Annotated in this window: 10 protein-coding genes; 6 read left to right on the top strand and 4 right to left on the bottom strand. The window is 71.6% G+C overall.

What is annotated here, in order from left to right; translation table 11 throughout:
- Nucleotides 1-151: 151 nt before the first annotated feature.
- From CCN72_RS26370 to CCN72_RS26345, 5 genes are all read left to right on the top strand, one after another.
- Complete coding sequence (locus CCN72_RS26370) at nt 152-616, top strand: tautomerase family protein (protein WP_086810230.1); 465 nt, start codon at nt 152-154, stop codon at nt 614-616.
- A gap of 112 nt (nt 617-728) precedes the next feature.
- On the top strand, nt 729-1,295 hold the full coding sequence (locus tag CCN72_RS26365) for a TetR/AcrR family transcriptional regulator (RefSeq protein ID WP_158101412.1): 567 nt from the start codon (nt 729-731) through the stop codon (nt 1,293-1,295).
- A 1,232-nt stretch (nt 1,296-2,527) separates the two neighbouring features.
- Nucleotides 2,528-4,390: an ABC transporter ATP-binding protein gene (locus tag CCN72_RS26355; RefSeq protein ID WP_086810234.1), complete on the top strand. Its 1,863-nt coding sequence runs from the start codon at nt 2,528-2,530 to the stop codon at nt 4,388-4,390.
- Nucleotides 4,391-4,491: 101 nt separating this feature from the next.
- On the top strand, nt 4,492-5,970 hold the full coding sequence (locus CCN72_RS26350; RefSeq protein ID WP_086810226.1) for an NUDIX domain-containing protein: 1,479 nt from the start codon (nt 4,492-4,494) through the stop codon (nt 5,968-5,970).
- Between the two features lie 34 nt (nt 5,971-6,004).
- The gene (locus tag CCN72_RS26345) at nt 6,005-7,072 is read left to right on the top strand and encodes a GNAT family N-acetyltransferase (RefSeq protein WP_086810224.1); all 1,068 of its coding nucleotides are present in this window, start codon (nt 6,005-6,007) and stop codon (nt 7,070-7,072) included.
- A gap of 158 nt (nt 7,073-7,230) precedes the next feature.
- Here the strand turns inward: CCN72_RS26345 and CCN72_RS26340 are convergent, their stop codons facing one another.
- The 4 genes from CCN72_RS26340 to CCN72_RS26325 form a co-directional block, all read right to left on the bottom strand.
- Nucleotides 7,231-8,136, bottom strand: coding sequence for a class I SAM-dependent methyltransferase (locus CCN72_RS26340; RefSeq protein ID WP_086810222.1), 906 nt, complete (start codon nt 8,134-8,136; stop codon nt 7,231-7,233).
- A gap of 83 nt (nt 8,137-8,219) precedes the next feature.
- Entirely contained in the window at nt 8,220-9,326 is a 1,107-nt protein-coding gene (locus CCN72_RS26335) for an NAD(P)-dependent alcohol dehydrogenase (protein ID WP_086810220.1), read from the bottom strand.
- A 2-nt stretch (nt 9,327-9,328) separates the two neighbouring features.
- Nucleotides 9,329-10,732, bottom strand: coding sequence for an aldehyde dehydrogenase family protein (locus CCN72_RS26330; RefSeq protein ID WP_086810218.1), 1,404 nt, complete (start codon nt 10,730-10,732; stop codon nt 9,329-9,331).
- Nucleotides 10,733-10,740: 8 nt separating this feature from the next.
- Nucleotides 10,741-11,496 (bottom strand): (5-formylfuran-3-yl)methyl phosphate synthase, encoded by a 756-nt coding sequence (locus tag CCN72_RS26325; protein ID WP_086810232.1) that lies wholly within the window; start codon nt 11,494-11,496, stop codon nt 10,741-10,743.
- A gap of 309 nt (nt 11,497-11,805) precedes the next feature.
- Here CCN72_RS26325 and CCN72_RS26320 point away from each other — a divergent pair.
- A partial coding sequence (locus CCN72_RS26320) for an oxygenase MpaB family protein (protein WP_086810184.1) occupies nt 11,806-12,768 on the top strand: 963 nt, incomplete at its 3' end.

Raw genomic sequence — 12,768 nt, 5'->3', positions numbered from 1 at the left:
ACGCACCGGACGCGACCGCCCGGCACGGTCGCGCGGACGGCGATTGACATGCGAGTTAGTGAGCTATAACTTGCAATAGAAAGTTATAGCTCACTAACTCGCTTCGCCTGCGGCCCCGCCCCCCGGAGCGAGAAACAGGAGAAGCGACGCCATGCCCTACCTTCAGCTGGACGTACCGAACCACTACCCGGCCGACCTCAAGCAGGATCTGGCCCAGCGCATGGGCGCGCAGTTCGCCGCGCTCATGCAGACGACCCCGGACCTGGTGAACGTCGCCTTCCGCGAGCTGGGCGAGGGAGGCGTGTGGAACACCGGCGACGGTGCTCCGGTGCCCGCGGCCGTGCTCACCCTGGCGATACGCCGCGGCCGCTCGGCGGAGCAGCGCGAGCGTCTCGCCGAGGCCCTGCACACCACCGTGACCGAGGCCCTGGGCCTCGACCCGGTCTCGCTGACGATCGAGTTCAGCTACCACGCGGGCGACGACATCTACAAGAAGCGGAACATCGACGGGGTACTGCGCGGCTCGCTGGGCCGTGACTGGACTCCCGGCGAGGCCGAGCGCTCCTTGCTGGACACCCTCGAAGAGGAGGTACGGGAGTCCGGCCCGGCCGAGTGACAGCGGCGACCACCCGCTCCGGGCGGTTCCCCCATGCCCGCCCGTGGCACTGACACGGTGCCCCCGCCCGAGCCGGGCGGGGGCACCTCCGGGATGAATGAGAATGGTGACCATGGCGAGGCAGAACGCGGATCAGCGGCGAGAAGCGGTACTACGGGCCGCCGTGACGGAGTTCGGGCGCTTTGGACAGGACGGCGCGTCGACGACGGCGATCGCACAGGGCGCCGGAATCTCGCAGGGCTATCTGTTCCGTCTGTTCCCCAGCAAGCGGGCCCTGTTCCTGGCGGCCGTCGAGCGCGCTTTCCAGGAGACCGAGGCCGCTCTGCGCAGTTCCGCCGACGACTCCCCCGCATTCCCCGAACTGCGGCGGCGCTACGAGGAATTGGTGTCGAGCGGGGATCTGCTCCGTCTGCAACTGCACGTCTATTCGGGGGCGTTGGAAGACGCCGAGTGCCAGGAGATCGCGCGGCGGGGCTTCGTCCGGCTCTGGCGCACGGTGGCCGAGCTCACCCAGGCGCCGGCGGCGGAGGTCCTGGACTTCTTCGCTCACGGCATGCTGCTGAACGTACTGACCGCGCTCGGCTTCCCGCTCCCCACGGGGCGGGGCGCGCTGGCCTCTTCTTTCGAGACCTGGGCGGCGGACAGTCCTGTGGAACCACCAGGACCGCGATCGGCCTGATGAAGGGTCGGCAGGTCGGGGAGGGGGCGTTCCCACGGCACTTCGGCCCCACGGGCAGACGCTGCGATCGGTCCCGTGATCACGGTTCCTGTGTGCGGCGCACAGGAATCCGCCCGGTAACACCCCCGTCCCGGCAGCGGTCTACGACCTGGGCAGCTGGAGCGCGGCTCGCGCAGAGGCGTCAGGCTGTCGCATCGGCAGCGGGCTTGTCGAGAGGGCGGGCAACGCCATTCCGCCCATCACGTGTTCGAGTTCACGCAATATGCTCGTCGCCGCGTCCCGTACGCGCGCAGGTACATCGCCACGCTCCGCGACAAGTTGGTGGTAGATCGGAGCGTCCTGAAACATGGGGTCCCTTCCCGTAGTGATCATGACTGGTACGGGCGCCGAGTCTAAGGGCTGTCCGCGGTCGGCCGTGCCCGACGGCGGAACGGTGACCGATTACGTCGAGTCCGGAACCGTGGCCCGCGCACCCCTCCGGGAGGTCGGGCCCAAGCCCGTCGCCGACACGGGATGGGGACGAGATGACGCCGCGGTACGTCACGGAAATGGGGCGCCGTCCGCTCGGGCACCGCTGAGATTCCCGTCGTACGCGGCGCCGTGGACGCGTTGCTGGGCTGCGCGAATCCCCGTCTGCCAGCCGGTATTCCGAAGGCCGTGGATCTCACCCTCCACCAGGTCGTGATCGACCTCACGCCGCACTTATGCCCCGAGTCACGGTCCGCGGCAGCCGCCTTCCGCGCGTGCTGACGGGACCGAGGGGTTCGTACGACGGCCCGTGTGACCGCCATCGGCGTTTCGGCCACCCCGGAGTTCGCCGACCGGCCCGCCCCGGCAAGGGTCGATGTATCCGGCACGAACGCGTATTCGCCTGGCGCCGGGATTTCCACCACGTCCGAAAAACGTGTGTTCGAGACAGGGGCCCTTGTCGTTGATCCCGGTGACCCGTTCCCGTTTCCGGAGGCCACCGTGGACCGCTTGCCCAATCCTCAGACCGTCCTTCCGCCCGCTCCTGTCACGCCCGGCCCGCTCGCCCTCACGTCGACGCGGGCCCGGCGCGCCGTCGAGTCCGTCCGTGCGGCATGTCCGGATACGAGGTGGGCGGCATGAGCAGGGCCACCGATGACTCAGCCGACCGCGTGCCCGAGCCGCGCACCGCCCCGACGGCGGAGTCCGTCGGCCCAGGGGAGCAGGAGGCCCCGCCCCCGTCGGAGTCCGGCGGCGAGCCGCAGATGCGGTACGTCGACCTGACCGGCAGCCGTGAAGCGGCCGGCCGGTCGATCCGGCTGCGTGACATGGCCCGGCGGCTGCCGCAGTTGGTGCGCCGCTCATTGGCTCTGGCCTGGCAGGTCGACCGACCGGCGACCATCGGCCTCCTGCTGTGCCAGGCCACCGCCGGCGTCATGCAGGCCCTTGGCCTGGTCGCCATCAGCGGCACCCTCACCGCGCTGCTCACCAGCGATGACGTCTACGACCGGCTGCTTCAGGCATGGCCGTCCGTCGCCCTGCTCGCCGGTGCCGCCGGTGCCCGCGCGCTGCTCGGCATCACCGTCAGCTGGCTGTCCTCCCGGCTGGGCCCGCTGATGTCGCGCGAGGCCGAGCAGCAGCTGCTCCTCGGCTGTGCGGCGGTGGAGTTGTGCGCCTACGACGACCCCGAGTTCAACCGCGCCCGTGAGGCGGCCGACCGTGGAGCGCAGGTCACCGGCGACCTGATCGACGAGGGGCAGGACCTGATCGCCTCGGCCGCCTCCTTCGTCGCCGGAGCGCTCGTGCTGGCCGGGGTGAACTGGCTGCTCCTGCCGCTCCTGATCGCGGCGAGCCTGCCCCAGGCCCTGGCCCAGATCAGTGCCGCGCGGGTGCGATACCTGGCGAATCTGCGCAGCAACGGCGACCTGCGCATGCTGTCGGTGCTGCGCTGGCACATCTACAACAGGGACGCCGCCGACCAGATCCGCGCCGGCACCATGGCCCCGTTCCTGTCCGGCCGGTACCGGGAGACCGTCGCCCGGATCAACCGGGAGGACCGGACCGCGGCCGACAAGGGCGCCCGTATGTCCCTCGTCGGCGCGTTGTGCGGCGGGCTGGGGTCCGCCGTCGTGTGGGCGGCGGTCGTGCTGCTGCTGGCCGACGGGCGGATCAGCGTCGGTCACGCGGGGACGGCCGTCTTCGCCCTCCAGATGGTCGGCCAGTCGGTGCGCGGCCTGGTGGCGATCGGCGCGCGAGCCGTGCGGACGGGGCTGTACATGGACGACTGGAGCGACTTCCTGGAGCGGGCGGGCGGCTTCCGAACGCGCCGGGGCTCGCACCGGCCCGAGCCGCCGAGGACCATCGAGGTCAAGGCGGTCACCCACCGCTACGCGGGCAAGGACCGCGATGCCCTCTCCGATGTCTCACTGACCCTGCGCCGCGGAGAGGTCACCGCCCTGGTCGGCTTCAACGGCTCGGGGAAGTCGACGCTGTCCAAGCTGATCAGCGGTCTGAACCTGCCCACGGCCGGGGCGGTGTTGTGGGACGGGAAGCCCGTCGGCGAGGCCGATCCGCAAGATCTGTGGCGGCAGGTGGCCCTGGTGCCGCAGGACTACGCGCACTGGCCGCTGACCGTGCGCGAGAACGTGAACCTGGGGCAGCCCACGGCACGCGGTGACGCCGCGGTACGGGAGGCGTGCGAGGCCGCCGGCGCGGACGAGGTGGTCGGCCAACTCGCCTTCGGTCTGGACACCCTGCTGGCGCGCGAATGGCTCAACGGCGAGGAACTCAGCGGCGGCCAGTGGCAGCGCATCGCGTTGGCCAGGGCCTTCTTCCGCGAGGCCGGGCTGCTGGTCCTCGATGAACCGACCGCGAACCTCGATCCCCGCGCCGAGTACCGCATCTTCCAGCGTCTGCGCGATCTGGCCCAGGACCGCGTGGTGCTGCTGGTCACGCACCGGATCACCAATGTGGCCGTGGCCGATCGGATCGTCGTCCTCGACGAGGGCAGGATCGCCCAGCAGGGCACCTACCAGGAGCTGTCCCAACAGGCCGGTATGTTCCAGCAGTTGCTGTCCTACCAGGTCACCGCGGACGCGGCCGGCGAACAGACCGGGACCCGCACATGAGCCACACCGACACCGCCCCAGGCCGTACCGCCGCCGTGGCCGCGCCCGCGGCCCCGCCCGGCTTGCCCACGCCCCGCTCCGCGCTCTCCCGAGGTGATGACATGCCGCCCACCCGCTCCCACATCCGTACGACCACGGAGGCATACCTGGCCCGGCATCCGCAGGAACGGGACGCCCTGGCCGGGCTGTCGGCCCTCCTCGACGGCCCCGACGAGCCGACGAACCGCGCGACGCTGCCCGGCCACATCACCTGCGGCGCGGCCGTCATCGACCGTGATCGACGCGTGCTGCACATCGGCCACAAGGCGTCGAAGAAGCTCCTCCTACCGGGTGGTCATGTCGAGGACGACGGCACCTTGCTCGCCGCCGCGCTGCGCGAAGTGTGCGAGGAGACCGGGCTGCGACCCGGGGATCTGTGTCTGACCCCGCAGTTCCTCGGCGCACCGGTCGACATCGACGTCCATCGCGTCGACGCCGCCCCGGCCAAGGGCGAACCCGCGCACCGGCACTTCGACTTCCGCTTCGCCTTCTACCTCACGGCCGACACGGCACCGCCGCTCGCCTTGCAGGAGGAGGAAGTCACCGGCGCGAAGTGGCTGCCCCTCGCCGAGGTCGGTTCACCGACGCTGCGCGCCAAACTCCTGGACGCCGAAGCGCGGGGCCTCGACGGACAGCCCGAGCCGGTCAGCGCCTCCGCTTTGATCCACGACGGCCGCGGTCGCTATCTGCTCCATCTGCGGGACCGACGGGACGGCATCTGGGAGCCGTGGACCCTCGCCCTGCTGGGCGGCAAACGCGAGCCGGACGACACCGGCCTGGAAGCGACCCTGCGCCGCGAACTCGCCGAGGAGACACCGGGGTTGGAACTCACCGGCCTGACGCCGTACGCGGTGGAGCCGTCGATCAGTGTCGACGGTCTCGCCGTGCCGACCCAGATCTTCGCAGGCCGCTGGAGCGGCCACCCCGACTCCGTGGACCTACGGGAAGGCGTCCTCCTCCAGTGGTTCACCGTCGACACGCTCGACCGGCTGCGGCTGAGCCCCGGCCTGGACGACATGATCCGCCGCCATGCCGCCGAGCACCCCGCGCCCGACCGCCCGCAGGGCGGCGGACCTCGCCCCCGTGGTGACGCACCGGCCGGGACCGAGCTCCACATCGTCGGCGTCCACCTCTATATCCAGGATGAGCACGGCCGGCTCCTCCTCGGGCTGCGTCACCCCGATGCGGCCTTCGCGGCCGACACCTGGCACTTCCTGGCCGGGCACTGCGAACGCGAGGCCGCGGTCAGCTGCCTGGTACGGGAGGCCAAGGAGGAGGCCGGGCTCCTCATCGACCCTTCCGGCGTCGAACTCGTGCATGTGGTCCACCTCCTCGACCCGCCCCAGGCCCGCCCTCGGATCCAGCTCGTCTTCCGCGCCCGAACCTGGTCCGGCAGCCCCGAGGTCCTGGAGCCCGACCGGTGCGCGGAGTGGCGGTGGTGGCCGCCCGAGGCCCTCCCGCACAAGCTGGTCCCCTACACCCGCACCGCCATCGAGGGCATCCTCGCGGGTCACGCCTACTCCGAACTGGGCTGGTCGTGACCGCGAAGTCCGGCTCCGCGACAGGAGGCTCATGATGAACCACGATCTGGAGTCCGCCGCCGAGGCCCGTCCGCCGGATGCGCTGGGGCGGGCGGTGGTCCGTGCGGCGACGCCCGCCGATGCCGAGGGTGTCATCCGGATGCGCTCCGCATACGTCCTGTCCACGCCCTTGAGCGAGGAGTGGATCCGGCGGTGCGCCGTCCAGCTGGCCCACCGGCTGGCACCGGGCGGAGACGCCCGGGCCTTCGTCATCGACGACGCCGACGGCTCGCCGGTCTCCTGCGCCCTGGGACTGATCCATCCCGTGCTCCCGGCGCCGACGTATCCCCGGGGTCTGGCCGCCCGTGTGCATATGGTCGCCACTCGCCCGGATCTCCGCCGGCGTGGCTGTGCCCGGGCCGTCGTCGGCGCCCTGCTCGACCGACTCCGGGACGAACACGTCACCTTGTTCGAACTGCACGCCAGTGAGGAGGCGGCTCCGCTCTACCGTGGGCTGGGGTTCGAGGCCAGTCCCGCGCTGATGCGGATGACGCGATGTCCGGAGCCGACGACCGGCACGGACATGGCGCGGGACCCGGACGTGCTGCTGGAAAGCCGACAGGGCTGGATGCCACCCGAGCAGTACGCGGAGACGGTCCCGAAAGCCACCTGCTTCGCCTGCCTGTACTTCACCGACGAGGACGACAGACCCCTGCAACTGCACTCCGTCTACTCGCCCGCGCATCCATGGCAGTTGGTGGGCGGCACGATGGACGCGGGTGAGCGCCCGTGGGAGACGGCCGTGCGGGAGTGCATGGAGGAGACCGGTCTGACGGTGTCCGGGCCGCCGCGGCTGCTGGCGACGGTGTACGGACTGCCCGGCGCCGAGTGGCCGTACAGCACTGTCGGCAATGTCTTCGACGGCGGCCGGCTCTCGGCCGAGCAGATCAGCTCCATCGTCCTGGACCCGTACGAGCACGACGAGTTGCGCGTCCTGCCCCTGCCCCGGTGGCGGGCGCTGATGCCGCCCCGCGACTTCGCCCGCCTCGGTGCCGTGGCCGAGGCGCGGCGAACCGGCCGGGCCGCCTACTTCGACACCTGGGACTGGGGCCCGGCGGAGTGATCGGAGCGCCGTGGCGATGCGCGAGGACCGCGGGCCCAGGTCGACGCCCTGGTGATCGAGGTCGTCCTGAGGGGCCCGGCCTCCTCGTGCATCCCGGCGGGGCGGCGCGGTCGGTCCCGGTCAGGTCGCCGTCGCCGCCCACGCCCGGCCGACCGGGGTCAGGGCCGGGCCTTGTCCGCGAACACCCACCTGTTTCCCTCCAGCGCGTCGTTCGGTTCGGGGAGCGGGCCGCGGCCGTGTCGGTGGGTGAATTCGAAGGGGGTGTGGACCGAGGTGGACCAGCCCTTGGCCGACAGATGGCCCACCGAGTCGGGGCGGGGCCCCTTGTCGAAGAGGTGGAGCAGGTCGATGCCGATCTGTTCGCGCGTCGCCGTGTAGATCGCGCTGTCGCGGTACTGGAGCAGGTCCTTCTCCAGCTTGGCCTCGTAGGCCAGGGCGCTGCCCTCAACGCTCAGCCGGTCCACCATGTCGATGAGGGAGGTCTCGGCGGGGCTCGGCAGATAGAAGAGCAGCCCCTCGGCCAGCCAGACGCTCGGTACGGTCGGGTCGAAGCCGGCGGTGGACAGCGCGGTGACCCAGTCGTCGCGCAGATCGACCGGCACGGGGACGCGCTTCACCCTCGGCGTGGCCGACAGATCCGTCAGCACCTGGTGCTTGAACTCCAGCACGCCCGCCCGGTCGATCTCGAAGACCACGCAGTCGGACGGCCAGTCCAGCCGGAAGGCCCGCGTGTCCAACCCCGCGCCCAGCAGCACCACTTGGCGGGCGCTGGTACGGACCGACCGGAGGAGGAAGTCGTCGAGGACCCTGGTGCGCAGTCCGAAGTAGCGGGCGAACCGACCCCACAGCGGATCACCGTCCCCGTCCGGGACTTGCTGGATGCGCACCGGCCAGTCCGCGCACGCCGGGGCGGCGCGCACGAAGGGTTCCGCGTAGATGTCCTGGGCCAGGCTGTCGTGGCGGTGGGTCTCGATCGCCCGTGCCGCGGCGACCAGGAGGGCGGTCAGGCCAACTCCCCCGTCCACGCCTTCCCCGTCCGTGTGCTGCGGCGCCGTACCGACCATGTTTCCTCCGTTGGCGGAAGTGGGAACTGCGAGGGGCCTGCCTGTCGGATGATGCGGTGGTGCCGCGCTGCCGTACGCCTCACTCATCGGCTTCTTCCCTCCGGGAGCAGGACGGGTTTGACCACGCGGCCCTCCTCGCAATCGCGTTCGGCCCTGTTGATGTCGGACAGGGGGTAGGTGCGGATCAGTTGGTCGAAGGGGAAGCGTCCGGCCTGCCACAGCCCGGTCAGCCGGGGTATCAGCAGTCCCGGTACGGCGTCCCCTTCGCAGATGTGGCGGACGGCGCGGCCTCGGTCCAGCGTGCCGGGTTCGAGGGGCAGCGTGGTGGGGAGGCGTGCCACCAGGCCGAGGGTGCCGGTGGGGCGCAGTGCGCGGAGTTCGTCGTTGATGAGCGGGGGCGAGGCCGTGGTGTCGAGCGCGTACTGCGCGCCGCCGTCGGTCAGCCGCCGGATCCGCTCGGGCAGTCCGGCCGCTTCGGCGGGCAGCGGGATCGCGCCGAACCGTTCGGCAAGGGCCAGCCGTCGGGGGTGCCGGTCGACGGCCACGGTCAGCGTGCCGGCGGCGGTGGCCGCCATCACCGCGGCCAGTCCCACCGCTCCGGCGCCGAAGACCGCGAGGGTGTCGCCGGGTCCTGCGCCGAAGGTGTTCAGCACGGCTCCGGCACCGGTGAGGAAGCCGCAGCCGAGCGGCCCGAGCATTTCGAGGGGCAGTGCGGGGTCCACTCGTACGGCATTGCGGGCGGGGACGAGCGCGTACCGGGCGAACGAGGACTGGCCGAACCAGCGGGGGGCCAGCGCTGCCCCGGCCGCGTCGGTGAGCCGCGGCATGTCCTCCTTGCGTCCGCCGAAGAGGTTGAGGGAGGCGAAGGAATCGCAGTAGGCGGGGGCCGCGGCACGGCAGTTGCGGCAGTGCCCGCAGGAGTCGAAGCTCAGTACGACGTGATCACCGACGTCGATCGCGGTGTCCGGGCCGCCGCCCGTCCGCACCACGACCCCGGCCCCTTCGTGGCCGAGCACCGCGGGCAGCGGGCTGCGGCCGGCCGATCGCCGTACCGCGAGATCGGTACGGCACATCCCGCAGCCCGCGATCTCGACCAGGATCTCGCCGTCGGCGGGCTCCGTGCGCAGGGTCACCTCCTCGATCGTGAACGGGTTCTCGTACGAGCGCAGTACGGCCGCCTGGAACCTCATCGTCATTCCTCCCGCGGGCGGTGGACGACGAACGGGCGGAGGTTGCCGTAGAGCCCCCACGGTCCGCCCGCCACGCCGACGCCGCTGTTCTTGATGCCCGCGAAGGGCTGGGCGAGGGACAGTTCGGCATGGTGGTTGATCCAGGCGGTGCCGCATTCGAGCCGGTCGGCGACCGCCTCGGCGCGGTCGAGATCGGTGCCCCATACGGAGCCGCCCAGTCCGAAGCCGGTGCCGTTGGCCGCGTCGATGGCTTCGTCGAGGCTCCGGTACGGAAGGACCGGCAGGACCGGTCCGAACTGTTCCTCGGTCACCACCGGGCTGTCGGGCGGGACATCGGTGAGGATCGTGGGGGCGAAGAAGTAGCCAGGCCCGTCGAGCCGTTGGCCGCCGGCCGCGGCCCGGGCGCCGTCCGCCAGGGCCTGTTCGGTGACCTGTTCGACCCGGGCCAGCTGGGGGGCGTTGTTGACCGGGCCCAGCCGGGTGGCCGGGTCGAGACCGGGCCCGACGGCGACGGATTTCGCGCGCTGGGCGAGGGCTTCGACGACCTCGGCGTGCAGCCGGGCCGGGGCGTAGACGCGTTTGACCGCCATGCAGACCTGACCGCAGTTGCGGAACGCGGCCCAGAACAGCCGGTCCGCGATCCGGTCCACGTCGACATCGTCCAGCAGCACCGCGGCGTCGTTGCCACCCAGTTCCAGGGTGACCCGGGCGAGCGAGGCCCCGGCCGCCCGGGCGACGGCCCGCCCGGTGGGCACCGAGCCGGTGAAGGTGACATGGCGGATGCGCGGGTGGGAGGCGAGGCGGGCGCCGAGGGGTTCTCGGCCGGTGACGACGGTCAGGACGTCCTCGGGCAGTGCGGTGGCGAGGACGGAGCCGAGCAGTCGGGTGGCGAGGGGTGTGAACGGTGAGGGTTTGAGGACCACGGTGTTGCCCGCCGCGAGCGCGGGCGCGAACTTCGCCGCGGCGAGCTGGAGCGGGAAGTTCCACGGCACGATCGCGGCGACGGGTCCGAGGGGCCGCCAGCGGACCTCGCTGTGCACGGGTCGGCCGTCGGTGATGCGTCGGGTTCTGGGGGCCAGGTCGGCGAAGTAGCGCAGGCGGGCCGCCGTGCGGGCGATCTCGGCGTACGACTCGGTCAGGGGTTTGCCCTGTTCCCGGGTGAGCAGCCGGGCGAGTTCGTCGCCGGCGGTCTCCACGGCGTCGGCCGCCCCGCGCAGGGCGGTGGTGCGGGCGGCGCGGTCGGCACGCCAGTCGTGCCAGGCCCGGTGGGACCGGTCGACCACGGCGTCCAACTCGTCCGGCTGCTGGTCGGGGGCTTTGGCGAAGGTCTCCCCGGTCGCCGGATCCACGACGGCGAAGCGCGCGCCCCGGCGGCCGGGGACGCGGTCGGGCTCGGTTGTCGGCATACCGGCGGTCAGTTCACGGCGGGGACGCCGACCGCGTGCTCCTGGGCCTGCCGGTCCATCTCGGCCCGGAAGGCGGCCACCAGATGCGGCTGAATCCTTCCGGCATTGCGGTCGCCGCCCTCGCAGACCGCTCCGCGCACGCCCACGATGTCCGTGCCGATACGGGTCAGCGGGCCGAGGTCGGCCTGTTTGACGCTGCCCGCGAGGGCGGCGAGCCGACCGGATGCATGGGCCAGCCGGACGAACTCGGCGCAGACGTCCGGCGGAACATGGTCGAACAGCCGTGTCCCGTCCTTGATGGCGGTGTCGAGCATGGCCGCGTCGGCGCCGGAGCGGGCGGCGATGTCAGGTACGGCGAGCGGGTTGACGCAGCCGATGCGGTGCGCGTCCGCGTAGCCGGAGGCGACGACGAGCGCGTCGGGGCGGTGGTCCTTCACCGCCCGTACGACCGCGCGCATGACCTCGATGCCCTGCTCGGGCGTCGTGCATCCGTAGAGGCCGACCTTGATGTACGTGGCTCCGGAGACGACCGCGCCGAGTGCCGCCTGGGCCACTGTGCCGGGCTTGTACGGTACGTCGCCCACGGTGGCGGACACCGGTTTGTCGGCCGGTACGGCGTCGCGGATCTCCCTGATGACCCAGGGGAAGTTGGCGCCGAGCGAGCCCTCGTCGGGCTTCTTGACGTCGACGATGTCGAGGTGTTCCGCCGCCTTCGCACAGTCGAGGGCTTCCTCGACGCCGTCCGGGGAGATGAGAAGCAACACCATGAGCTCCTTCCGCCGCAGGGCCGCCCGACCGAGGGTCAGGGGGTGCGGATCACCTGGTTCATGTGCGGTGCGCTCATCATTTCCGCCGCCCGTGGGCGCCGGTAGAGCGTGCGGGGTTCCTGCGGGGCGCGCGTGAGTATGCGCAGTGCGCCGCGTGGACCGGCGTGAACCGGACCTGTCCCGCGGCATGGGACATGGACCCGGTCGATTCCTGCATGGCGCCCCCGGCCTTTGACCGCTCCTGGCGCGGTTCCTTCCGGAAAACGCGCATTGTATGCGAACGAATATTCGCGTTACAACGGATGTATGACGCAGAGCAGCGAGGTCCGTGACGGCGCCCGCTTTCCCCGCCGCTTCCGGGAGGCCGAGGCACGCGGCCGCAAGATCGCCCGCGCGCTCTTCCTCTTCACCGACATCGGCAAAGAGGTCGACGAGGCCCTTATGGAACGGGTGGGCGACGCTCTCCTCCAGCGGGACGAGCTGGGCGCCGCCCTCGCCACGGCGATGCGGTTGCCGGCCGGAGATCCGGGCCGGGTCACACACGCGCAGCTCGACCAGGCCCTGCGCGCCGCGGACGTGTCCCGCGAGCTGCCGCCCGCGTTGCGGGAGTTCCTCGAACAGGCGAGGACCGTTCCCGAGTGGGTGGACTGGGACCGGGTCGAGCGCGGAGCCGCGGCGTACCGTTTCCTGGGCCGCAACAGCGGCGACGTGCTCACCCTGCTCTCCCTCATCGGCGGCTACCGCTTCGGCGGCCCGGCCGACCTGCTCGTACTGACCGGCGGGTTGTCGGACGGGACGACTCTGCGGCGCCTGGGCGAGACGACCAAGTGGTCCCATGCCGTCACCCGGGCCGGGGGCCTGCGCCCCGGTGCGGAGGGCTGGCGCCTCACGGTCCATGTGCGCGCCATGCACGCCCTGATCAACGACCGGTTCGAACCCCGCTGGGACACCGAGCGCTGGGGCCGTCCGATCAACCAGGCCGACCAGGCGGCCACCCTCGGGCTCTTCGACAGCACCGTGATCATCGGCTGCCTCGGCCTCGGGGTACGGCTGACCCGAGCGCAGCGCGACGACCTCATGCATCTGTGGCGGTACGTCGGCCGGCTGATGGGTGTCTCGCCGGACTGGCTGACCGATGTCGAGGACGTACGGCACCGCTGGAACTACCACATCCTGCTGGCCGCCGGCGGGCAGACCCAGGCCGGCCGGGATCTGGCCCGGCTGACTCTGGACGCCCAGGCCGAACGCGGCTTCGGGCACCGCGGTGCC

This window comes from Streptomyces murinus, from assembly GCF_002154555.1.
Lineage (GTDB): Bacteria > Actinomycetota > Actinomycetes > Streptomycetales > Streptomycetaceae > Streptomyces > Streptomyces murinus.
The sequence above is the reverse complement of the archived record's forward strand: the minus strand, read 5'-3'. Positions and strand labels throughout refer to the sequence as shown.